The organism is Nonomuraea roseola (assembly GCF_039535395.1).
GTDB lineage: Bacteria > Actinomycetota > Actinomycetes > Streptosporangiales > Streptosporangiaceae > Nonomuraea > Nonomuraea roseola.
The window spans coordinates 5,160,080-5,182,242 of sequence record NZ_BAAAXC010000015.1 but is presented as its reverse complement, the minus strand read 5'-3'; the positions used below and the strand labels follow the sequence as shown (position 1 = coordinate 5,182,242).

Sequence of the window (22,163 nt, the reverse complement as noted above, 5' to 3'; positions counted from 1 at the left end):
CTACGGACGAACCGTTGTTGAGGAGTGTTCAATTATGAGCGTTGTTGAAGCTTTCCGTCAGGCTTACTCCGCCGAGCCGACGACCGTGTGGCGCGCGCCGGGCCGCGTCAACCTCATCGGCGAGCACACCGACTACAACGACGGCTTCGTCCTGCCGTTCGCGGTGCCGTGGGGCATCACCGCCGCGCTCAGCCCGCGGCAGGACCGCACGATCCGCCTGCTCTCGCTCCAGTCCTCCGGCGAGCCCGTGGTCATCTCCGACTGGGACGCCGCCCAGGGCTGGACCCGCTACGTCGTCGGCGTCCCCGCCATGCTCGGCGAGCGCGTCCAGGGCGCCGACATCGCCATCGACGGCGACCTGCCCGCCGGCGCGGGCCTGAGCTCGAGCGCGGCGCTCGAGGTCGTCGTCGGCTCGGCGCTCAACGAGGTGTACGGCCTGGGCATGACCCCCATGGAGATCGCCCTCCTCGGCCAGAAGGCGGAGAACGACTTCGTCGGCATGCCTTGCGGCATCATGGACCAGGCCGCCTCGGCGCTGTGCGAGGACGGCAGGGCGCTCTTCCTCGACTGCCGCTCGCTCGGCTCGAGGAACATCCCGCTCGACCTCGCCTCGCACGGGCTGCGCATCCTCATCATCGACACGGGCGTCCACCACGAGCTCGCCGACGGCCAGTACGCCAAGCGGCGCGCCGACTGCGAGTCCGCGGCCCGCAGGCTCGGCGTCGACGCCCTGCGCGACGTCACCGACCTGGCGGGCGCTCTCTCGGTGCTCCAGGGCGACGAGCGCAAGCGCGTCCAGCACGTGGTGACCGAGAACCACCGCGTCGAGGCGGTCATCGGCCTGCTGCGCGCGGGCGCGATCGCGGAGATCGGAGCGCTGCTGAACGCCTCGCACCTGTCGCTGCGCGACCAGTACGAGGTGTCCTCACCCGAGCTGGACGTCGCGGTGGAGGCGGCGGTGCGCGGCGGCGCGCGGGGCGCCCGCATGACCGGCGGCGGGTTCGGCGGCTCGGCGATCGCGCTGGTGGCCGAGGAGCGGGTGCCCGCCGTCCAGGAGGCCGTGCTCGCGGCGTACGAGGAGCGTGGCTGGAAGGAGCCGCGCTTCCTTCCCGCCACCCCGGCGGCGGGAGCCCACAAGATCTAGGCTCAGAGGGAGGGGAAGTCGGGGGCGCGGCGCTCGAGGAAGCTGGCCACGCCCTCCGCGAAGTCGGCGCGCCCGAACGAGGCCATCATCTCGCGTACGGCGTTGGCGGCCGACTCCTCCAGCGTGTGGTCCCAGTCGCCCCACACCTGGCGCTTGATGACGTCCATGGAGGCGGGCGAGCTGTAGAGGGCCAGCTCGCGGGCGTAGCCCTGAGCCTCCTGAAGCAGCGACCGCGCCGCGACGGCCCTGTTCACCAGGCCCATCTCGAACGCCTCACGCCCGGTGAACACCCGCCCCGACAGCAGGACGTCCATGGCGCGCTGCTGGCCCATGAGGCGGGGAAGCACCCAGGACAGGCCGTACTCGGCGACCAGGCCCCTGCGGGGGAAGGCGGTCGTCCACTTGGCCTCCTCGGCGGTGAACACCAGGTCGCACACCAGCGCGTGAACCATGCCGAGGCCCGCGCACGCCCCGTTGACCGCCGCGATGATCGGCTTGCGGATCGTGGTGGGGAAGGTGTTGGGCCTGGGATCGGGCTTCTCGGAGTAGCTGCCGGTCTGGATCGCCGACAGCGTCTGGAAGTCGGCGCCCGAGCAGAAGCCCCTGCCCGCGCCCGTCACCACGATCGCCCGCACCGAGGGATCCTTCTCCGCCTGTTCGAGCAGGTCGAAGTAGCGGCGTCCCATCGCGTCCGTCCACGCGTTCAGCCGATCGGGACGGTTGAACGTCAGCGTCAGCACGCCTTCGTCGACCGACGACAGCACCAGCTCCGACATCGCGCCCTCCCGGTGAGACCCGTTACAGAATAACGTTCTACACCACGTGCTCCCCCGTTGGCCACACGAGGGAGGCGTCACGCTCCGGAGTGCCCCGATCACGGATTTTCCTGGTTTGGGGGACAAAGCGGGTTGACGGAGGTAAAGATGTGATCTGCTGCGGACTCGACAAGGGCGGCGTGGTGAGGACGCCGCCGAAGGACCGCGTCACCGACCCGGAATCGGTCGCGCGATCCGTGAACCGGAATGCGCTGGTTGCTGCGTGCTTACGTGGATGAGATCTTTGCGTCCGTTCGATGTGCACACCGTCATGGAGAAGACCGTCGACTTCCGCGAGGCGGAGAGGTTCATCCGCCTCTTCCACGCGGAGAACCCCGGCGCCGGGGACGTGCAGGCGCGACTGCGGGAGGTGGCGAGGGACGCCGCGAGGTTCGGCACCTACACCCACACCGCACAGGAGCTGGAGTTCGGCGCCAGGGTGGCCTGGCGCAACAGCAACCGCTGCATCGGCCGCCTGTACTGGCGCTCGCTGAGGATCAGGGACAGGAGGGACGTCTCCAGCGCCGAGGGCGTCGCCCTCGAGTGCGTGGAGCACCTGCGCGAGGCGACGGGCCACGGCCGGATCAGGCCGACGATCACCGTGTTCGCGCCCGACCACCCCGCCTGTCCGGGGCCGAGGATCCTGAACGAGCAGCTCATCCGCTACGCCGGGTACCGGCGCGCGGACGGCACTGTCGTCGGGGACCGGCGCTACGCCGCCTTCACCGAGCAGGTGCTGCGCATGGGGTGGAGAGGCGGCGCGGGGACCAGGTTCGACGTGCTGCCGCTGGTCATCCAGCCCGCCAAGGGCCACCCCCTGCTGTGCAACGTGCCCGGTGACGCGATCATGGAGGTGCCGATCGTCCATCCGGCCTACCGGTGGTTCGAAGACCTGGGGCTGCGCTGGCACGCCGTCCCCGCGATCTCCAACATGTGCCTGGAGATCGGCGGCGTCTGCTATCCGTGCGCGCCGTTCAACGGCTGGTACATGGGCACCGAGATCGGCGCGCGCAACCTGGCCGACCACGACCGCTACGACCAGTTGCCCGAGGTCGCCAGGCGGCTCGGGCTCGACACCTCCAGCGAGCGCACCCTCTGGCGCGACCACGCGCTGGTGGAGCTGAACGTGGCCGTGCTGCACTCCTTCGAGGCGGCGGGGGTGACGATGACCGACCATCACACCGAGGCGCGGCGGTTCCTGACGCATCTGGAGCGGGAGGAGCGCGCGGGGCGGGTCTGCCCCGCCGACTGGTCGTGGATCGTGCCACCGCTGTCAGGCGCGGCCACCCCCGTCTTCCACCGCTACTACGACAACCGCCGGCTCACCCCCGCCTACTCCCCGCCCCATACCTGACCGCTCCGCGCCGCCTCTCCGTGGTCTCTCCACGCTCTGTGGTCTCTTCACGGCCGCGCACAGGCTGGCGGGACGGCCTTTCCCGCCGCCCGTCATGTCGTCGCGCGGCCGACCAGCCCCAGCTCCATGGCGAGCAACACCGCCGACGTCCGGTCCGACACCCCGAGCTTGCCGAACACCCTCAGCAGATGGGTCTTCACCGTCGCCTCGCCGATGAACAGCCGCCGCCCGATCTCGGCGTTCGTCAGCCCCGCGGCCACCAGCGACAGCACCTCCCGCTCCCGCGCCGACAACCTGACGCCTCCGTCCCCGTCGGGCGGGGGGGCGCCGATGCGGAGCGCGGGAGGCGCGAGAATCCCGCGGCCCTCGGCGACGGCGCGCACGGCGTCGGCCAGATCCCTGCGCGACACGTCCTTCAGCAGGCAGCCGACGGCGCCCGCCGCCACGGCCCTGCGCAGGTCAGCGTCGTTCTCGTACGTGGTCAGCACGATCACCCTGTAGGACCCGCCGAGCCGCAGGATGGCGCTCAGCCCGTCGCCCCCCGGCATCCGCAGGTCCATGAGGATGACGTCGGGCGCGATCCGCGCCGCCACCGCCACCGCCTCGTCGCCCGAGCCCGCCTCGCCGACCACCGTGATGTCCCGCTCTGCCGCGAGCATCCCGCGCAGGCCCTCCCGCACGATCGGGTGGTCGTCGACGATCATCACTCCGACCACGGCACCTCCACGGTGAGCCTCGCGCCCTCGCCGCGAGAGCCCTCGACGCGGACCGTGCCGCCCAGCGGCTCGACCCGCCCTCTCATGAGGCCGAGGCCGTAGCCTTCGGAGTCGCCTGTCAGGCCCTCGCCGTCGTCGGCCACCGCCAGCCGTACCGCGTCGGTGTCGTAGGTCAGCTCCAGCCGGACCGAGCGGGCGGCGGCGTGCTTGCGGACGTTGGCCAGGCCCTCCTGGGCCGCCCGCAGCAGCGCCACCTCCGCCGCGGGGGGCAGCGGGGACGGGAGGCCGCGCACGACCACCTCCACGGGCAGCTCGAAGCCGTGAGCCAGGCGGCGCAGCGCCCGGTCGAGCGAGCGGCCGTCGAGCGCGGGCGGGGCCAGCGCCGCGATGAGCGCTCTGGTCTCGGCCAGGTTCTCCTGCGCCGTTCTCACGGCCAGCTCCAGGTGCCTGCCGCCCCCGCTCTCCGCCTCGGCGGCCCTCAGCAGGGTGATGATGCCGGTGAAGCCCTGCGCGAGCGTGTCGTGGATGTCGCCGGCCAGGCGCTCCCTCTCCGCCAGCACGCCCGCCTGCCTGCTGATCTCGGCGAGGTCGGCCCTGGTGCGATCGAGCTCGGCGATCAGGCGAGCTCGGTCGATGTTCTGCATGGCCAGGCGGTGGATGAAGGTTCCGAGCAGCGCGCTGCTCGACAGCGCGACCACCGCGACGACGGCGGCCACCAGCGGCTCCATGCCCGCGATCTGGAACAGGTTGACAGCGGGGATCGCGAACAGCACCGCGAGCAGCGCGATGGCCTGATGGGTTCTGAAGGACATGAACAGCTGCGCGACGACCGCCGACAGCGCGAACGCCGAGGCGGGCGCGATCAGGTCGGCGGCGGTGAACAGCACGACCGCGACCGCCGCGTACTGCCACGCCTGCCTGGTGGGCACCTCCTCCGAGCGGACGGCGGCCCTGCCCACGAGCACGTAGGCGAGTGCCAGCAGCAGCAACAGCGCGATCGCGGTCGCACCGGCGGCCGCCGTGCCGGTGTCGAGCGCGACCACGACGACCGTGGCGATCAGGACGACGGCGAAGTAGGCGTCCCAGAAGGGGTACGAACGCAGCCACGCGTTCTCGGCCCGGGCCGCGGCGAGGTTGTCGGAAGGCATGTCTGTCCACCGATCGGGGGATACCACCGGTCTCGATCATCGGTGACCGTGTTGCTCATGAACAAGAGTCTTCTGCGGAACGGGTTGCTCGCGATCAGCTTCCTCTACGGCATCTCCATCGCCATCATGGCGATCCTCGGCATCGACGGCATCGGCGTCTTCGCGGCGATCGGCGGCATCGTCGTCGGGGCGCTGTGGGCCGTCTACGGCTACCTCGGCAGCGACAGGCGCACCATGGACGCCTGAGCACCAGCCACTTCACGGCCGGAAAAGCCACGAGCCCGGGCCGTATGGCTCGGGCTCGTCAGTGTGGCTCCCGCGATAGGACTCGAACCTATAACCTGCCGGTTAACAGCCGGCTGCTCTGCCGATTGAGCTACACGGGATCGGACTTCCGCACCTCCGGGCCGGGCTGTTGGCCCCTTCCGTTCGGCGCAGGAATAGATTAGCGCACATCTGGAGTGCGTGTCGCATCGTCATCGGGGTAGGCCCGGAGACAGCGGAGGTGGAATATGCGATATCGGGTGATGTTCGCTGTCGGTGTGGCTGTCGGCTACGTGCTGGGCAGCAGGGCGGGCCGCGAACGCTACGAACAGATCAAGCGCACGGCGCACCGGGTCGCCGACAGCCCAAGGGTCCAGGAGGCCGCGGGGCTGGTGGGGGCGCAGGTGTCCAAGGTGGCCGGGGTCGCGAGGCTGAAGGTCGGCGACACGCTCGTCGACAAGATCCCGTTCCTCGGCAAGAACGGGCGTGTCGAGGACCACCTCGACACGGGCACGGGCTGGCCCGAGTCCAAGAAGGACAAGGACACCGCCAAGGTCGACGACACGGGCGTGCCGTACTAGGCGGGGTCGTGCGGGAAAGGGGGTCCGGAGGAGTCCGGGCCCCCTTTCACACGCCCATGCTCCTTCTGAGGCCCTCGAGCGCCTGCTCGGCCTGGGCGCGCAGGCCCGGGTCCTCGGGGTCGAGTCCCTCGTCGAAGTGGAAGCTCCAGGTGAAGGTGTCGGCGCCGGGCGCTCTGCGGGCCACGAGGCGCACGCCTCCCCTGCCCGGCAGCTCGACGTACTTGTTGACCACGATCGTGGAGTTGACGCGCTCGCGTACCGCCTCTGGCAGGCGGTGGGGCGAGGCGACCCTGGCCGACAGGCGCCGCCCCTCCGAGGTGGTGAGTCTGAGCCCCTCCTCGTCCCACCCGGCCTGCTCCACCTGCTCCCACGGCACGCGCGTGCCGTCCGGGAGGAAGAGCGCCTGGTCGGTGGCGACCACGTAGCCGTCGGCGGCCTCGGCGAAGGTCAGCACCCGCTCCCCCCTCGCGGTGGCGAGACCCTTGCGGACGTCGGAGGGCAGGCGGCGGAAGATGCTCATGCAGCCAAGGTATCGGCGAGCAGATCCAGGGTGAGCGCCGCACTCCAGGAGAAGTCCCTGCACCCCCTGCCGCTGCCGTCGAAGGGGTCGAAGCACTCGCGGAAGCCTGCCTGCCGTACCAGCCGCAGGGTGCCCGAGGTGAGCAGCTGCACCAGGTGGGGCAGGTCGTGGACGGCGGCGGCGCGGCGCAACAGCCAGTTGGTGTTGACCCACGAGGGGCCGCGCCAGTAGCGGGTGCGGTCGAACTGCGGCGCCCTGATCTCGCAGCTGGGCACGGGGTAGCCGGTGGCGCCCATGAAGCGGGCCGACTCCAGGATCTCCACCAGGGCGGTGACGGCGTGGCGGGGCAGCTCGGGGTCGAGCAGCGGGCCGAAGGCGGCGATGGTCGTGACCGGGATGAGCCGGTCGGTGCGCAGGTCGCGGGCGTGGAAGCAGCCGTCCCACAGCCGCTCCATCAGCGCGGCCCTGATCACGGCGGCCTGCTCGGCGTGCGGCGCGGGGTCGAAGCCTGCCACGGGGGCCAGGGCGGCAAGCGCCTGACACGAGGCCAGCCACACGCCGTTGAACAGGGGGTCCTCGACGGCGAAGGGGTGCTCGTCGCGTAGGTACTCCGCGCGGTAGCCGGCGTCGCGATAGCGCAGGGCGAGCCAGACGTAGCGGTCGTGGTCGCTTGCGGGGTGGCGCTCGTCGAGGCCGGGGGTGCGGTAGCCGTACCTGATCTCGGGGAGTGCGGCCAGCGGCTCGTCCCACGCCGGGCTGTCGTCCATGCCCGACTCCCACGGGTGGACGATCGCGGCCAGCCCACCGCCGCCCAGGTCGCGGGCGGTGGCGAGGTAGGCGTGCTGGGCGGCGAGCGCGGGGAAGACCCGCCGGACGTATCCCACGTCGGCCGTGTGACGCCACAGCCGCCACACGGCCAGGGCGTGCAGCGGCGGCGTGGTCAGTCCCGAGGTGGGGACGGCAGGAGGGGCGTCGGCGTGCTCCGAGGAGCGCCAGACCGAGGGACCTGGGAAGTACGCCTCGGAGGTGTGGAAGACGATGTGCGGGATCATCCCCGTCGCCCACTGGCCCTCGAACAGGCCGTCCAGCTCGGCCATCCCCCTGCCCGGCAGGTGCCTGGCCAGGCCGATGGCGACGAAGGCGGAGTCCCAGCTCCACTGGTGCGGGTAGAGACCTGGCGCGGGCACGGTGGCCGACCCCATCCAGTTCGCCTCGAGCACGTGCAGAGCCTCGCGCCCGAGCGCGGCGTCATCGACCGCGGGCCGCGCTTCCATCTGCCCACTATGCGCCGGACTGTCCTATCTGACCAGACTATGAACCACTGCGCTCCTCGGACTTGACCCACTTGGCGACGAACATCACCGCGAGAGCGACGCCGCCGATGATGAGCGCCCACTTCAGGAGCTGGAATGCGAAGCCCAGGAGCGGGCCGAGGAGCATGAGACCGACGATGACCAGAGCGGCGATGAAGAGGATGCGTGCCATGTCCCCCACGCTAGGGTCGCGGGGCGCCGCGCGACATGGCCGCGGCCCTGGATCAGGGAGAAGTCAGGGAGACCCTCTCAGGGTCAGGAACCTCGCTGGACATGTGCGACGTTGACCCGGTAAATGAGGGTTCGGGGGTTTCCATTCGACGGGGGAGACGTTGACGCAACCAGCCGGACCGCCGATGAGTCGTGAAGGCGCCGACCACGCGCTGCGCACGCGTGTCGAGGAGCGGGACCGGATCTCCGGCGACCTGCTCGACCTCGAGTCGCACACCTCCTACCAGCTGCTCAAGGGGGCCGCGTTACGCGGGATGACCCTCGCCACGTGGACCTCGGCCCAGCAGGCCATGGCGCTGATGTGGTCGCTCTACGACGCCTACAGAGCCGTGCTGCGCCAGGCCGAGAAGGTCAGGGCCCGAAGACCCCGTCCAGGCCAGGCCGAGCTCGAGGAGCTGACCTTCCTGCTCGCGGGCCCCTCCGTACGGCTGGCGGCCGAGGCCAAGCCGGTGGAGCAGCGTTCGTTACGCCCCGAGCGGGACGAGGCGCTCAGCCTGGACGAGACCGTCGCCAGGATGGACCAGGCCTTCGGCGCCGTCGGCCGCACGCTGACGGAGATCGACACCGCCTGGACCGCGCTGCTTCCCCGGCTGGAGTCGGCGGCCGCCTCCCAGCGGGAGATCGCACGACTCAGCGCCGACCTCGGGGAGAACCCCTCGGGGACGCGGCATCAGGCCGAGCTCGACCGCCTCCGCTCGGCCGTCACGTCCGACCCCCTCGACTCCGCATCGGCGGCGTCCGCCCTCGACAGGCTCTGCGCCACGCTCGACTCGCTGCTGGCCGATCTGGCCCGCGCCGACACCCTCAGACGCTCGTACGGCCCGCGGCACGCCGCCCTCCTCGAGCTGGTCGGCAGCGTCCGCGACGCCGAGGCGGAGGCGCGAAGGACCCACACGGTGGTCGCCGCCAAGATCCTCCTCCCTCCCTCCACCGCACCGCGCGCCACCGCCGACCGCCTCGCCGGTGACAGCGCCGCCCTCGACCCGCCGGGCGCGGCGCCAGGGGCCGGCTGGGTGGAGCGGGCCAGACGCCTCGCCACGGTGGAGCGGGCCGCCGATGACGCGCTGCGAAGGGCGCGGGCCACGACCTCGGCCCTGCTCGGCCTGATGGCCCGAAGGGACGAACTGCGCGGCAGGCTGATGGCCACGCAGTCCAAGGCGATCCGCGTCGGCCTGGCGGAGGACCCTGACGCCGCCGGCCGCTTCACGCGGGCCAGACAGCTGCTGTGGACCGCCCCCTGCGACCTCAACCAGGCGGCGGAAGCGGTGGAGCACTACCAGGACGCGATCCATGGAGGGCCCCGATGACGACGTGCACGCAGCAGGGCTGCGCGGGAACGATCGAGGACGGCTACTGCGACCAGTGCGGCCACTCGGAGAGCCCGCCGGTCGCGGCTTCGGCGGGCGCCGGCTCCACCGGCCTGCCGACGGGCGGGCCGAGCGCCGCGATGACCGCTCCGAGCGGTTCCAGGCCGTCGTCGGGCAGGCGGTCCAGGGGCGTGCTCGGCCACGGCCTGGTGGACGTGCCGCCGACGCCGTACCGCGACCCCGCCGACGCGATCATGGACAACCCCGAGGTCCCCGAGGACCGGCGGTACTGCTCCACCTGCGGCAAGCCCGTGGGACGCAGCCGCGAGGGGGTGCAGGGCCGTACCGAGGGGTTCTGCCCGCACGACGGCACGCCCTACAGCTTCACGCCCAAGCTCGCGCCCGGCGCGATGGTGGCGGGGCAGTACAAGGTGCTCGGCTGCCTGGCGCACGGCGGCCTCGGCTGGGTCTACCTGGCCTCCGACGAGAACCTCGACGGCCGGTGGGTGGTGTTGAAGGGCCTGCTGAACGCCGCCGACGCCGAGGCGCTGGCCGCGGCGGAGGCCGAGCGCAAATTCCTCACCACCGTCGACCACCCCAACATCGTCAAGATCTTCAACTTCCAGCGGCACGAGGGCGCCGGCTACATCGTCATGGAGTACGTCGGCGGGCCGTCCCTGCAGGACCTGCTCAGGCAGCGCCTGCGCGACGGGCACGCGCTGCCGCTGCGCCAGACGATCGCCTACGCGCTCGAGATCCTCAAGGCCTTCGACTACCTGCACGAGAGCGGGCTGGTCTACTGCGACCTCAAGCCTGCCAACGTCATCCAGGTCGGGCAGCAGCTCAAGGTCATCGACCTGGGCGCGGTCCAGCGCATCGGAGCCGGCCTGGGCAGCTCCTACGTCACGGCCGGCTACCACGCTCCCGAGATCTCCTCACGGGGACCCTCGATCGCCTCCGACCTCTACACCGTGGCGCGGACGCTGGCCGTGCTGAGCCATCCCTTCAGCCCTGCGCGCGGCGGCGTGGAGACGCCGTTGCCCGGGCCGGAGGCGTGGGGCAACGAGTCCTTCCACCGCTTCCTCCTGCGCGCCACCCATTCCGATCCCGACCGGCGATTCGCCGACGCGGCGGAGATGGCCGAGCAGCTCACGGGCGTGCTGAGGGAGGTGCGCGCCGCCGAGGACGGCCTGCCCTACCCGGGGCAGTCGGGCGTCTTCGGCCCCGAGCGGGTCGGGGAAGGGGTCACGGAGGTGTTCGAGCCGCTGGACCCGGCGGCGGCGGTGGCGGCGCTGCCCGTCCCGCTCATGGACCCCGCCGATCCCGCGGCGGGCGCGCTCTCAGGACTGATCGCGCTCGATCCGCACGATCTGCTGGCCGGCGCGGCGGCGCTGCCCGTCACCGCCGAGACGCTGCTGACCAGGGCGAGGGTCGCGGCCGAGCACGATCTCGGCGACAGCGCGCTCGAGGAGGCCGAACGCGAGCTGCCGAACGAGTGGCGGGTGACCTGGTACCAGGGCGTGCGCGCGCTGGCCACGGGCAAGCCCGACACGAAACTGTTCGACAGGTGTTTCGGCCTGCTGCCTGGAGAGCCCGCGGTGAAGCTGGCGCTGGGGTTCGCGCACGAGGCCGCGGGCGACCACGCGGGCGCCGCCCGCTGGTACGAGACGGTGTGGCGGACCGACCACAGCTACGTCAGCGCCGCGTTCGGGCTGGCCAGGGCCCGGCTGAGCGCGGGCGACCACCAGGGGGCCGCGGCTGCGCTCGGCCAGGTGCCCGCCTCCGCGAGCCAGTACGTGGCCGCGCAGGCGGCGCTGGTCGCGGTGACCGCCAGACGTCCCGCCGCTCAGGTCGGGCAGGCGGAGCTGGTGGCCGCCGGCGAGCGCCTCGACCGGCTCAAGCAGCTGGACGGCAGGCGCCGCGGCGAGCTGGCCGCCGAGCTGCTGGAGGCCGCGCTGGCCTGGATCGCCGCGCCGCCCTCACCGCCCTCCCCCTCCACGGTCCTGCTCGGCGCGCCGCTCACCGGCCACGGCGTGCGGACCAGGCTGGAGTCGGTCTACAGGGAGCTGGCCAGAGCCGCGCCCACCCGAGCGGAACGGCACGCGCTCGTCGATCGCGCCAACGCGGTCCGGCCGAGGACGTGGCTGTGAAGTGCCCGGCGTGCGGGGCCTCGGCCCTGCAGGGCCACGCCTTCTGCGAGCAGTGCGGCATCCGCCTCGAGGAAGCCTTACCCGCCTGCACGGCCTGCGGCGGCGACTTCGAGGAGGGCTACTGCGCCCAGTGCGGCCGTCGCGCGCCCGCCGCCTCCGACCACGTGGAGCTGGTGCTCGACTCGGGCATGGCAGGAGCCAGCGACAGGGGCCTGCGACACAGCCACAACCAGGACGCGATGGCGCTGGGCGAGGCCGAAGGGCTCCAGCTGGCGGTGGTCTGCGACGGCGTGACGCAGTCGCCTCGCCCCGAGTCCGCCTCGACGCTGGCCGCGCAGACCGGCGTGACGATCCTGGCCGAGGAGCTCAAGGCGGGCTCCACCCAGGAGAGCGCCACCAGGGCCGCCTGCGCGCGCGCCGCCCTGGCCGTCGCCTCCCTCGCCACCTCCCTCGACGACGCCCCCGCCTGCACCTACGTGTCGGCGGTCGCGGGGCCCGACCTGGTCACCGTCGGCTGGGTCGGCGACAGCCGCGCCTACTGGCTGCCCGACGACGGGCCCGCCGTCCTGCTGACCGACGACGACGTCGCCTCGGCCGGCGTGCTGACCGCCTGGCTGGGCGCCGACGCCAGAGACACCGGCTGCAGGGCGCTGGGCTTCGTGCCCGACTCCCCCGGGCTGCTCATGGTGTGCACCGACGGGCTCTGGGGCTACCTCGACGAACCCGTCACCTTCCGCGCCGCCGTCCCTCTGGAGGGGGCACGGGCGCTGGTCGACCGCGCGCTCGCCTCGGGCGGGCGCGACAACGTCACTGTCGTACTGATACCGGTCAGGAGAGCGTGATGAGTGATTTCACCCTGCAGGTGGACCAGCACAAGTACCTGCCACTCGGGGGCAGGGAGGTGCACGCCATCCTCACGGTCACGGGCACGGTCGCCCAGGCGCCGCCCACGGAGGCCGCCGAAGTGATCATCATTGACACCTCGGGGTCGATGACCGGCGGCAAGATCAGGGAGGCCAGGCAGGCGGCGAAGGCCGCCGTGGACGCCCTGCGCGAGGGCGTGGAGTTCGCGGTGATCGCGGGCGACACCTCGGCGCGCATGGTCTACCCGAGGGGACGGAAGCTGGCCAAGGTCGGCCAGAGCACCAGGGACAACGCCAAGAAGGCCATCGACTCCCTCGACGCCAACGGCGGCACCTCGATCGGACAGTGGCTGCTGCTGGCCTGCGACCTGCTGGAGAGCAGGCCGGGCGCGATCAGGCACGCGCTGCTCATGACCGACGGCCAGAACAACGAGGGCGAGGACGCGTTCGCCAGGGCGCTGAAGAAGTGCGAGGGCAGGTTCGTCTGTGACAGCCTCGGCGTCGGCGACGACTGGGTGCCCGACGAGCTGCGCAAGGTCTCCAACGCGCTGCTCGGCGCCTTCGACTTCGTGCGCGACCAGAAGGACCTGGCGGAGTTCTTCACCAGGATCACCGAGGCGTCGATGGGCAAGACCGTCGCCGAGCTGGCGCTGCGGGTCTGGATCCCGAAGGACGCCACGCTGAAGTACATCAGGCAGGTCTCCCCCACGCTGCTCGACCTGAGCGGCAAGCGCACCCCGTTCAACCCGCTGACGGGCGACTACCCGACAGGGTCGTGGGGCGCGGAGGAGCGGGAGTACCACCTGTGCGTCGAGGTGCCCACCGCCGCGCCGGGCCAGGAGATCAGAGCGGCGTGGGTCAAGCTCGTACGGCCGGACACCGGCGACGTCCACGCCAGCGGCAACGTCCTGGCGCACTGGACCGAGGACCTCGCCCTCTCGACGCGCATCAACAGGAAGGTCGCGCACTACACCGGGCAGGCCGAGCTGCACGAGCTGATCCAGGAGGGGCTGAGCGCGAGGGCGGCGGGAGACACGGCGACGGCGACCGCCCGCCTGGCCAAGGCCAAGCAGCTGGCGGACTCCTCGGGGCGCGAGGACACCGCCAGGCTGCTGGAGAAGGTGGTGGAGATCGACCCGGGCACGGGCACGGCGCGGCTGCGCAGGAACGTGGAGAAGGCCGACGAGATCGAGCTGGACACCGGGTCGACCCGGACGAGCCAGCTGCGGCAGGAGAGCTGAGATGACGCTGACCTGCCCTCAGGGGCACTCGTCTGACGACGAGGAGTACTGCGACGTCTGCGGCACCCCCATGCCCCAGACCCTCGCCACCTCCGGCCCTTCCCCCGGGCCCGGAGGATCGACCGGCTCCCCCGGCTCCTCGGGGATGCCCGCCCCCTCCGGCACGGCCGGATCCTCCGGCTCCGCGAACCCCTCCGGCACGGGCTCTTCCGGCGCGGCCGGCTCCTCCGGAATGTCGGGCTCGGGCGGGCCGGGTTCTTCCGGCTCCTCCGCGGGCCCCGACGCCGCCGACGACGTCTGCCCGATCTGCCAGACCCCCCGATCCGGACGGTTCTGCGAGGTCGACGGGCACGACTTCGAGGCCCCTCCACTCGACCCCGTCGCCCCCGCCCTGTGGGAAGCCGTGGTCGAGGCCGATCGCGCCTATTACGACGAGGTCATCGCCCAGGACGGGCCGGACGCCGGCGCCGTGGTCTTCCCTCCCTACTGCCCCGAGCGCTCCTTCCCGCTGGTCGGACGGCAGATGCGCATCGGCAGGAGCAGCAGGTCCCGCAACTCCTACGCCGAGATCGACCTGGGCAGGCCGCCCGCCGACCCTGGGATCTCGCACCTGCACGCCGTCCTCATGGCTCAGCGGGACGGCACGTGGTCGCTCGTCGACCCAGGCTCGGCCAACGGGACCATGGTCAACGGCAAGCCCCTCCAGGTGAACGTCCCCGTGCAGGTCCGTGAGGGAGACCGCATCCACCTCGGCGCGTGGACGGTCATCACGCTGCGCGAGAGCGCGCCATGATGTTCCTCGCCCGCCGTACGGTGCCGGGACGGATCAAGGTGATCTCCTCGGTCACCGTCGCCGCCCTCGGCCTGCTCTTCGCCACCCTCGCGTACGGCACCGCCGCCGCCCGCGAGGGCCTGCGGGTGATCGGACACGACGCGGGACCACAGGTGGTGGCGACCGCGGGGCTGTATCTGGGGCTGAGCGACATGGACGCCCAGGTCGCCACCGCACTGCTGCTCGGCGACCGGCGGCAGGACGCGCTGGCCCGCTACGAGAAGCGACGCGCCGAGGTGGGGAGCGCGCTCCTGCAAGCCCACACCCTGGCGGGCTCCGACGCCGCCGAGCGCCGCACGATCTCCTCCGTGCTGGAGGGGCTCGGCCGCTACGAACGCCTGGCCTCCGAAGCCCTGCTGCTCAGCACCCTGCCCACCCCCGGCTCCCCTGGCCCCGCCTCCCCTTCCGGTGGGGTCGTCCCCGGATCCACCACGCCGGGAACGATCGCGTCGGACGACAGGGCGCTGGAGGCCTATCGCCAGGCGACGGATCTCATGACCCGCGAACTGCTCCCCCAGGCCTACAACCTCACGCTGGAGAGCGGGACCATCGTCAGGCACGCCTACGAGGAGGGCCACTCCACCGTCGTCGCCGTACGGCTGGTCGCCCTGCTCTGCGGCGCGCTGGCGCTCGGCTGCCTGATCTGGCTGCAGATCTACCTCGCCCGCAGCTTCCGCAGGGTCTTCGGCCTGGCGCTCCTGGGCGCGACCGTCGCCACCGCGGCGTGCGGCATCGCGGGAGCGGTCATCATGGAACGCGAGGCGGCATCCCTCGCCACCGCCAAGCGCGACGGCTTCGACTCGGTGCTCACCCTGGCCAGGGCGCGGGCGATCAGCAACAGCCTGCACGCCGACCAGAGCCGCTACCTGCTCGACCGCGTGCGCGCCGACACCTACCAGCACACCTTCTTCGACAAGTCGCAGTCACTGGTCTATCTCCCCGCCAAGAACCTGTCCGACTACCAGCGCGCCGTCGCCTCTCTCAAGAACGACCGTTTCCTCGGCATGCTGGAGAGAAGGGACGTCGCGGCCGCCTGGCGGCGCTTCCAGGAGGCCGACCGTTCGCTGCGCGCCAAGTCCGGCGCGTCGGCGACGTCGGCTCTGACCGGTCCCGTGCGTTCGGCCTTCGACGCCTACGACGCGACCCTCGTGAGGCTGGCCGAGCAGCACCAGGCCGCGTTCGCGAGGGCGATCGCGGCCGGCGAGGGCGGGTTGAGCGGCCTGTGGACGCTGATCCCCGCGGGGCTCGTCGTCATCACGGGCGGCGTGCTGGCCGGTGTGTGGCCCAGGCTGAAGGAGTACCGATGACGGGGCGCGCCCTCACCAACAGGCGTGTCGCCAGAGTCTCCGGGAGACGTCCGGCGTTCCTCGCCAGGGCTTCCAGCAGGCGGTCCGGCGTTCTCGCGACGTCCCATGGCGGCGGGCTCGCTCGATCAGGAAGGAGTGCCCGTGACAGGCATGCGGAGTAACCGGTTCACCGCGCCGTTCGTGATGGGGCTGGTCGCCTGCCTGACCGCTCTCCTGGCGGCCGGTGGGTGCGGCGCGGGCGAGGCCTCCTCGATCGTCGGCAAGGAGACGCTGGTCATCGGCGTCAGGCCGGACCTGCCCGCCCTCGGCCTTCGCACGGGGGACGGCAGGTTCGAGGGTTTCGACGTGGACGTGGCCACCTACGTGGCGGGCAAGCTCGGCGCCACGGCCAGGTTCGTCCCCGCGCTGGCGGCCGACAGGGAGAAGCTGCTGCTGTCGGGGCAGGCCGACCTCGTGCTCGCCACCTTCTCCATCACCCAGGAGCGCAAGACCAGAGTGGCTTTCGCGGGCCCCTACCACCTGTCGTACCAGGACATCCTGGTGCGGGAGGGCACCTCGGGCATCGCGAACGTGCGCGATCTCAAGGGGCGGCGCATCTGCGAGGTGCAGGGGTCGAACGCCGCCCAGCGCGTGGTCGACGAGCGGCAGATCGACGCGTCGGTGGTGCCGGTGGCGACCTACGACGAGTGCATGTCCATGCTGAAGTCGGGCCGGATCGACGCGATCACCACCAACGACGTGATCCTCGCCGGGTTGGCCGCGCGTGAGCGTGGCGGCGTGCGCCTGGTGAACACCCAGTTCAACGAGCAGCGCACGGGGGTGGGCATGCGGCGCGGCGACGTGGAGGGGTGCGAGCGGGTCAACAGAGCGATCACCGACATGTACCAGGACGGCACGGCGGCCAGGCTGCTCGGCAAGTGGTTCGGCACGTCGGGCCTGACGCTCGGCAAGGTGACGGTGCCCCAGTTCGAGGGCTGCTCCTAACCACAAGGGCCGCTCCTGGCTTCGAGGGCCGCTCCAAGCTTCGAGGGCGGCTCCAAGCTTCGGGGGCCGCTCCTAGCGGCGCGTGGCCGAGAGGTAGATGCGCCGCGTGGGGATCTCGTCGTCGTAGGCCCCACGGGTGGTGAGCTCCTCGACATGGAACCCGGCCGCCTCGGCCGCGTGACGAAGTTCGTGGTCGGTGAATTCCGCCCAGTAGACCCGGAGGTCGCTTCCCAGCGGATCGTCGATGACCCCGTCGCTGGTGCCCTCCTTCGCCACGACCAGGAGGTGACCTCCCGGACGGATCACCGCTGCCCACGATGCGAGGGTGCCGGCCAGTCCCCTCTTCGGCTGGTCGTGGAGCGAGTAGTACGAGACCAGCCCGTCGAGCAGGTCACCAGGCGTGAGCGGCTTGATGTCCCGCTGGTCCATCACCTCGAACCGGCACCCGGGCCGCTCACGTCTGGCCAGCTCGACACAGCGAGGAGACAGGTCGATCCCCAGCACGTCGAGACCGCGCTCCGCGAGCATCGCTGTCACGTGACCGCAGGGTCCGCAGCCCGCGTCGCAGACTCTGCCCCCTTCGCCGACTCGCCCGGCGAACTCGGCGAGAACCTCCTGGTCGAACGGCTTGCCGTCCAACTCGTGGCGGAAGAGCTCCAGGTAGCGATCGGCACGCGCGTCCCACACACGGACGACGTCGAGAGCGCTGCCGGATTCGGGGGAAGGCGAGAGCACATCGGTCATTTCGACATCGTAGTGCCGAGGACCGTCCGGCCTCTGACCCACAAGTTCCCATCCGGGGGAGCCTCGGGCGTACGGGCCTGCGGGTCTCGAGGATCCGGCGGCCGGCGCCGAGAGGGCGGGTGGACAGGCCCCCTGACAACATCAGGGGGCCTGTCCCTGGTCAGTCCAGGTAGTCGCGCAGCATCTGCGCGCGGGTCGGGTGACGTAGCTTGGCGAGCGTCTTCGACTCGATCTGCCTGATCCGCTCCCTCGTCACCCCGAACTCCCTGCCGACCTCCTCCAGCGTGCGCGGGTGCCCGTCGGCCAGGCCGAAGCGCAGCTGGATGATGCGCTGCTCCCGATCCGACAGCGTGGCGAGGATGTCGTCGAGCTGGTCCTGCAGCATGATGAACGCGGCCGCCTCCATCGGCACCACCGCGTCCGCGTCCTCGATGAAGTCACCGAGGTCGGAGTCCTCCTCGCCGATGGGCGACTGCAGGGACACCGGCTCCTGGGCGATCCGCTGGATCTCCACCACGCGGTCGACCGGGAGATCCATCTCGAGCGCGATCTCCTCGGGCGCGGGCTCACGGCCCAGGTCCTGGTGGAGCTGGCGCTGCACCCGGACCAGTTTGTTGATCGTTTCGACCATGTGCACGGGAATGCGAATCGTGCGCGCCTGGTCGGCAATGGCACGAGTGATCGCCTGACGAATCCACCACGTGGCATAGGTGGAGAACTTGTAACCCTTGGTGTAGTCGAATTTCTCAACCGCGCGGATGAGACCGAGATTGCCCTCCTGGATCAGGTCGAGGAACAGCATGCCGCGCCCGACATACCGTTTGGCTATCGAGACCACCAGTCGGAGGTTGGCCTCGATCAGGCGCTGCTTGGCCCTGGTGCCCTGCCAGACCAGCTCCCTGAACTCGGGGAAGGCGAGCCTGGACACCCCTGCGGCCAGCTTGTCCTCGGCGAACAGCCCTGCCTCGATGGACTTGGCGAGTTCGACCTCCTCCTCTGCCGTGAGCAGCGGGACCCGGCCGATCTCGCGTAGATAGATGCGGACCAGATCGCTGGTCGGCGCACGTTTGCCTACGTCCTCCTCATCGGGGCGGGCGGGCTCCTCGTCGCCCTGCGGCTCGAGAACCTCCACCCCGTTCTCGGCGAGCATCCGCACAACGCGCTCCAGCGCGTCGGACGGCAGCTCGGAGCGGTCAAGCGCGGCGGCTACGTCATCGACGGTTACGCTTCCGCGCTCTCTTCCTTTCGCGACGAGGTCCGCCACCTGGTCAACGGATGGCGGGCCACTTGGCAGCACCGATGCACCCACGGGACACAGTCTGCAGTATTGCTTCCATAAAATGGCAGACCCATTTTTGTCACTTGAGGTAAGACCTGCATCATTACCAAACCGAGATCTTTTATGTGTTTGGCCGGAGTTTGATCAGGAAAGAAAAGTCAATTACGCGATCGAGTTTGTCAGCGACGACGCCGAACGCGCCTTTTCGCTGCGCCTGACTTCCCGCCGCGCGCTCGCGCAGGACCCTGCGCTGCTGCTCGGGTGCGCCTAGCTTCCCGCGGCGCGGTCGCGCAGGACCCTGCGCTGCTGCTCGGGTGCGCCTAGCTTCCCGCGGCGCGGTCGCGCAGGACCCTGCGCTGCTGCTCGAGCGCCACCAGCTCTCCGAAGAGCTTGTTGTACTCGGCCTGCTCCTCCACCGGGTTGAGCCGCTGCATGCGCGTCTTGACCTGACTGATCGCCCTGTCGACAGAGACCGCCTCGATGGCGGCCAGCATGGCGGCGCCGTAGCGCTGCTCGATCTCGGCGTCGGCCTGGATCGGCTCCACGGCGAACCTGGTGATCAGCCCGCGCGCCACCTCGTCGGGGGCGTGCTCGATGAGCCTGTCGACCCACTGCCTGCCGCCGTGGCCACCGGCGGAGGTGCCGCCCGCCGCCGCGATGACGGTGTGGACGGTGACGTGGTCGGGGGTGGTGAAGGCCCGGCTCTCCAGCGTGTCGAAGCGGGGGCCCAGCAGGGCGGGACGCTGCACGGCCAGCTTGAGCAACTCGCCCTCCACCCTGACGTGGGGGTCGATCGGCGCCGCCTTGGGCGCGCGCCGAGGACGGCCCGCCTGGGCGCCGCCCACCTCGGCGATGCGCTGGATGACGAACCGCTCGTCCATGAAGCCGAGCCAGCGGTCGAGGTCGATCGCGTAGCGCTTGCGCAGGCCTGAGTCCTTGATGCCGGCCACGATCGGCGCCGCCGCGTCGAGCGCGGCGATCTTGCCCTCGTTGGTGCGCAGGTCGTAACGGGAGATCGTGCTGCGGATGGCGAACTGGAACAGCGGCTCGCGGCTGGCCACCAGGTCGCGCACCGCCGCGTCGCCCTGCTTGACGCGCAGGTCGCACGGGTCGAGCCCGTCGGCCTGGACGGCGACGTAGGTCTGCGTGACGAACTTCTGCTCGTCGGCGAAGGCCCGCAGCGCCGCCTTCTGGCCCGCCGCGTCGCCGTCGAAGGTGAAGATCACCTCGCCGGTCGTCGAGGACTGGTCGAGCAGGAAGCGGCGGAGCATCTTGATGTGCTCCTCGCCGAAGGAGGTGCCGCAGGTCGCCACCGCCGTCGGCACGCCCGCCAGATGGCAGGCCATGACGTCGGTGTAGCCCTCGACGATCACGGCCTGGGAGCGCTTGGAGATCTCGCGCTTGGCCAGGTCGATGCCGTAGAGGACCTGCGACTTCTTGTAGAGCGGGGATTCGGGGGTGTTGAGGTATTTGGGGCCCTCGTCGGTGTCGAGGAGCTTGCGCGCGCCGAACCCGATGACATCGCCCGTCGCGTCGCGGATCGGCCACATCAGCCGCCCTCGGAAGCGATCCATGGGGCCGCGCCTGCCCTCCTTGGCCAGGCCGCCCTTGACGATCTCCTGCGCGGTGAAGCCCTTGCCGAGCAGGTGGCGGGTCAGCGCCTCCCACTCGTTGGGCGCGTAGCCCACGCCGAACAGCTCGGCGTCGGCCCGCTCGAAGCCGCGCTCGGACAGGAACCTGCGGCCGGGGGCGGCCTCGGGGGCGAACAGCCGCTCGACGTAGAACTCGGCCGCCACCCTGTGCGCCTCGAGCAACCTGGCCCGCTCGCCCTGGTCGCGCTTGGGGACGTAGCCGCCCTGCTCGTACTGCAGCTGGATGCCGGCCCGCTGGGCCAGCCGTTCGACGGACTCGTGGAAGGACAGGTGCTCGATCTTCTCGACGAAGGTGATGACGTCGCCGCCCTCGCCGCAGCCGAAGCAGAAGTACATCCCGCGTTCGGGCGTGACGTTGAACGACGGGCTCTTCTCGTCGTGGAAGGGGCACAGGCCCTTGAGGTTGCCGCCGCCGGCGTTGCGCAGCTGGATGTGCTCGCCGATGACATCGGCGATCGGGGAGCGCTCACGCACGAGAGCGATGTCGACGTCACGGATCCTGCCTGCCACGCCGCGAGTCTAACGGCGCGCCCCGACAGTTTCCGCCCGCCGCCGGCCGCGGGAGGCCGTCCCTTCCCGCCCGTACGGCAAGCCCCGCCACGCGCCCCCGCCCGGCACGCGGACCCGCCCGTCCAGGGGACGCTCCCCGTGCGCGCGTGGCGGGCGCGGCAACGGCGTCCGTGGCGACGAGAAGCACCGACGGATAACGGCAAAGCGGTCGTGACCACCGTCCCGGTCGGTTACAAAGGTAAAGGTTGTCGTTGGATACGCTGACACAGGTGGAGATCATGCGATCGGGGCGTCTTAGTGCAGTCGTGGTGGGCGCCGTCCTGTTGGCCGGAGGATGCGGGCAGGCCACCGGTGTGGCGGGCGTCAGCATGAGGGCCCCCGCCATGGCGGCCGACCCCAGCGCCGACCCCAGTGGCGACCCCAGTGGCGACCCCAGCGCCGCTCCGAGCGGCACCCCGACGGGCGCCGCGAGCACGCCCGGCACCGAGCACCAGTCGGGGGTCCAGCGGCCCGCCGCCGCCGATCCCGTCAAGGTGCCGCCGCCGAAGGTGTCCAAGTACGACTACGCCTTCCCCGTGAAGGGCTGCAAGACGAACTACCAGCGCAAGCTGCTCATCATCCCGAAGACGACCATCTGGGCCGCCAGGGGCTGCTCGTTCGTCGCCCCTGTCGACGGGGTGATCGACGAGGTGAACATCAACAACCGCTGGAAGCCCTCCACCGACGTGGGCTCCGACCGCGAGGGCAGGTTCGTCTCGATCATCGGCGAGGACGGCGTCCGCTATCTCGGCGGCCACCTCGACTCGGTCACCGAGGGCCTCACGCCGGGCGCGAAGGTGAAGGCGGGACAGGAGCTCGGCAAGGTGGGCAACACGGGCAACGCCCGCGACACCGCCCCGAACCTCTACTTCGCGATCTCGTGGAAGACCGGCCCCGCCTACTGGTGGGTGCGGCGCGGCATGGTCGAGCCGTGGGACTACCTCGACGCGTGGCTGAAGGGCAACCCCACGCTCTCCCCCAAGGAGGAGACGTTCAAGCTGCGCCGCAAGCTCGGCGAGACGCCCGCCTGCACCACGCTGTGCTCCTCCAGGTCCGCCTCCTCTCCTCCTCAGGAGGAGGAGAAGGAGAAGGAGCGCAAGAAGAAGCCGAGCACTCCCACGCAGACGCCGACCCCGCCGCCGCTCAACGACACGGGCACGCTGTAGGAG

General features: G+C 71.1%; 21 protein-coding genes and 1 tRNA gene. 12 read left to right on the top strand and 10 right to left on the bottom strand.

The features are described 5' to 3' along the window. The first annotated feature begins 34 nt into the window (after positions 1-34). Complete coding sequence (galK, locus tag ABFX55_RS47910) at positions 35-1,144, top strand: galactokinase (RefSeq protein WP_346130715.1); 1,110 nt, start codon at positions 35-37, stop codon at positions 1,142-1,144. A 2-nt stretch (positions 1,145-1,146) separates the two neighbouring features. Here the strand turns inward: galK and ABFX55_RS47905 are convergent, their stop codons facing one another. Continuing rightward, entirely contained in the window at positions 1,147-1,920 is a 774-nt protein-coding gene (locus tag ABFX55_RS47905; protein ID WP_346130714.1) for an enoyl-CoA hydratase-related protein, read from the bottom strand. A 274-nt stretch (positions 1,921-2,194) separates the two neighbouring features. On the opposite strand from ABFX55_RS47905, the gene ABFX55_RS47900 reads away from it, so the two are divergent. Next, positions 2,195-3,313: a nitric oxide synthase oxygenase gene (locus ABFX55_RS47900; protein ID WP_346130712.1), complete on the top strand. Its 1,119-nt coding sequence runs from the start codon at positions 2,195-2,197 to the stop codon at positions 3,311-3,313. A gap of 92 nt (positions 3,314-3,405) precedes the next feature. Here the strand turns inward: ABFX55_RS47900 and ABFX55_RS47895 are convergent, their stop codons facing one another. Both ABFX55_RS47895 and ABFX55_RS47890 read right to left on the bottom strand, forming a co-directional pair. After that, positions 3,406-4,029, bottom strand: coding sequence for a response regulator (locus tag ABFX55_RS47895; RefSeq protein ID WP_346130710.1), 624 nt, complete (start codon positions 4,027-4,029; stop codon positions 3,406-3,408). Continuing rightward, the gene (locus ABFX55_RS47890; RefSeq protein WP_346130709.1) at positions 4,017-5,177 is read right to left on the bottom strand and encodes a sensor histidine kinase; all 1,161 of its coding nucleotides are present in this window, start codon (positions 5,175-5,177) and stop codon (positions 4,017-4,019) included. Before ABFX55_RS47890 ends, ABFX55_RS47895 begins: the two co-directional genes overlap by 13 nt. Positions 5,178-5,234: 57 nt before the next feature. Here ABFX55_RS47890 and ABFX55_RS47885 point away from each other — a divergent pair, with 57 nt between their 5' ends. Continuing rightward, positions 5,235-5,423, top strand: coding sequence for a hypothetical protein (locus ABFX55_RS47885; protein ID WP_346130708.1), 189 nt, complete (start codon positions 5,235-5,237; stop codon positions 5,421-5,423). A 64-nt stretch (positions 5,424-5,487) separates the two neighbouring features. On the opposite strand, the gene ABFX55_RS47880 is transcribed toward ABFX55_RS47885, so the two are convergent. Further along, positions 5,488-5,563: transfer RNA gene (locus ABFX55_RS47880), tRNA-Asn, on the bottom strand. Between the two features lie 126 nt (positions 5,564-5,689). On the opposite strand from ABFX55_RS47880, the gene ABFX55_RS47875 reads away from it, so the two are divergent. After that, positions 5,690-6,022 (top strand): YtxH domain-containing protein, encoded by a 333-nt coding sequence (locus tag ABFX55_RS47875; RefSeq protein WP_346130706.1) that lies wholly within the window; start codon positions 5,690-5,692, stop codon positions 6,020-6,022. Between the two features lie 46 nt (positions 6,023-6,068). On the opposite strand, the gene ABFX55_RS47870 is transcribed toward ABFX55_RS47875, so the two are convergent. The 3 genes from ABFX55_RS47870 to ABFX55_RS47860 are packed head-to-tail and all read right to left on the bottom strand — an operon-like array spanning position 6,069 to position 8,027. Then, entirely contained in the window at positions 6,069-6,542 is a 474-nt protein-coding gene (locus ABFX55_RS47870; protein ID WP_346130705.1) for a hypothetical protein, read from the bottom strand. Beyond that, positions 6,539-7,816: an amylo-alpha-1,6-glucosidase gene (locus ABFX55_RS47865; protein WP_346130703.1), complete on the bottom strand. Its 1,278-nt coding sequence runs from the start codon at positions 7,814-7,816 to the stop codon at positions 6,539-6,541. Before ABFX55_RS47865 ends, ABFX55_RS47870 begins: the two co-directional genes overlap by 4 nt. A gap of 37 nt (positions 7,817-7,853) precedes the next feature. Next, complete coding sequence (locus ABFX55_RS47860; protein ID WP_346130701.1) at positions 7,854-8,027, bottom strand: hypothetical protein; 174 nt, start codon at positions 8,025-8,027, stop codon at positions 7,854-7,856. A gap of 184 nt (positions 8,028-8,211) precedes the next feature. On the opposite strand from ABFX55_RS47860, the gene ABFX55_RS47855 reads away from it, so the two are divergent. The 7 genes from ABFX55_RS47855 to ABFX55_RS47825 all read left to right on the top strand — a co-directional run bounded on the left by ABFX55_RS47855 (position 8,212) and on the right by ABFX55_RS47825 (position 16,770). Then, positions 8,212-9,393 (top strand): serine/threonine-protein kinase, encoded by a 1,182-nt coding sequence (locus tag ABFX55_RS47855; protein WP_346130699.1) that lies wholly within the window; start codon positions 8,212-8,214, stop codon positions 9,391-9,393. After that, positions 9,390-11,543: a tetratricopeptide repeat protein gene (locus tag ABFX55_RS47850; RefSeq protein WP_346130697.1), complete on the top strand. Its 2,154-nt coding sequence runs from the start codon at positions 9,390-9,392 to the stop codon at positions 11,541-11,543. Before ABFX55_RS47855 ends, ABFX55_RS47850 begins: the two co-directional genes overlap by 4 nt. Further along, complete coding sequence (locus ABFX55_RS47845; protein ID WP_346130696.1) at positions 11,540-12,385, top strand: protein phosphatase 2C domain-containing protein; 846 nt, start codon at positions 11,540-11,542, stop codon at positions 12,383-12,385. The genes ABFX55_RS47850 and ABFX55_RS47845 overlap by 4 nt, the downstream gene beginning before the upstream one ends. Further along, positions 12,385-13,647 (top strand): vWA domain-containing protein, encoded by a 1,263-nt coding sequence (locus ABFX55_RS47840; protein ID WP_346130694.1) that lies wholly within the window; start codon positions 12,385-12,387, stop codon positions 13,645-13,647. The genes ABFX55_RS47845 and ABFX55_RS47840 overlap by 1 nt, the downstream gene beginning before the upstream one ends. Before the next feature lies 1 nt (position 13,648). Beyond that, complete coding sequence (locus tag ABFX55_RS47835; RefSeq protein WP_346130692.1) at positions 13,649-14,440, top strand: FHA domain-containing protein; 792 nt, start codon at positions 13,649-13,651, stop codon at positions 14,438-14,440. Next, the gene (locus ABFX55_RS47830) at positions 14,437-15,786 is read left to right on the top strand and encodes a hypothetical protein (RefSeq protein WP_346130690.1); all 1,350 of its coding nucleotides are present in this window, start codon (positions 14,437-14,439) and stop codon (positions 15,784-15,786) included. Before ABFX55_RS47835 ends, ABFX55_RS47830 begins: the two co-directional genes overlap by 4 nt. A 150-nt stretch (positions 15,787-15,936) precedes the next feature. Then, on the top strand, positions 15,937-16,770 hold the full coding sequence (locus tag ABFX55_RS47825) for a transporter substrate-binding domain-containing protein (protein WP_346130689.1): 834 nt from the start codon (positions 15,937-15,939) through the stop codon (positions 16,768-16,770). Positions 16,771-16,842: 72 nt separating this feature from the next. Here the strand turns inward: ABFX55_RS47825 and ABFX55_RS47820 are convergent, their stop codons facing one another. The 3 genes from ABFX55_RS47820 to dnaG all read right to left on the bottom strand — a co-directional run bounded on the left by ABFX55_RS47820 (position 16,843) and on the right by dnaG (position 20,955). Further along, positions 16,843-17,514 (bottom strand): class I SAM-dependent methyltransferase, encoded by a 672-nt coding sequence (locus ABFX55_RS47820; RefSeq protein ID WP_346130688.1) that lies wholly within the window; start codon positions 17,512-17,514, stop codon positions 16,843-16,845. Positions 17,515-17,674: 160 nt separating this feature from the next. Continuing rightward, the gene (gene rpoD / locus ABFX55_RS47815) at positions 17,675-18,778 is read right to left on the bottom strand and encodes an RNA polymerase sigma factor RpoD (protein ID WP_379479203.1); all 1,104 of its coding nucleotides are present in this window, start codon (positions 18,776-18,778) and stop codon (positions 17,675-17,677) included. A gap of 335 nt (positions 18,779-19,113) precedes the next feature. Then, positions 19,114-20,955, bottom strand: a complete 1,842-nt coding sequence (gene dnaG, locus ABFX55_RS47810; protein ID WP_346130687.1) for a DNA primase — start codon at positions 20,953-20,955, stop codon at positions 19,114-19,116. Between the two features lie 278 nt (positions 20,956-21,233). Here dnaG and ABFX55_RS47805 point away from each other — a divergent pair, with 278 nt between their 5' ends. Continuing rightward, a complete protein-coding gene (locus ABFX55_RS47805) occupies positions 21,234-22,160 on the top strand; it encodes a M23 family metallopeptidase (protein ID WP_346131475.1) in 927 nt (308 codons plus the stop codon). Positions 22,161-22,163 lie beyond the last annotated feature (3 nt).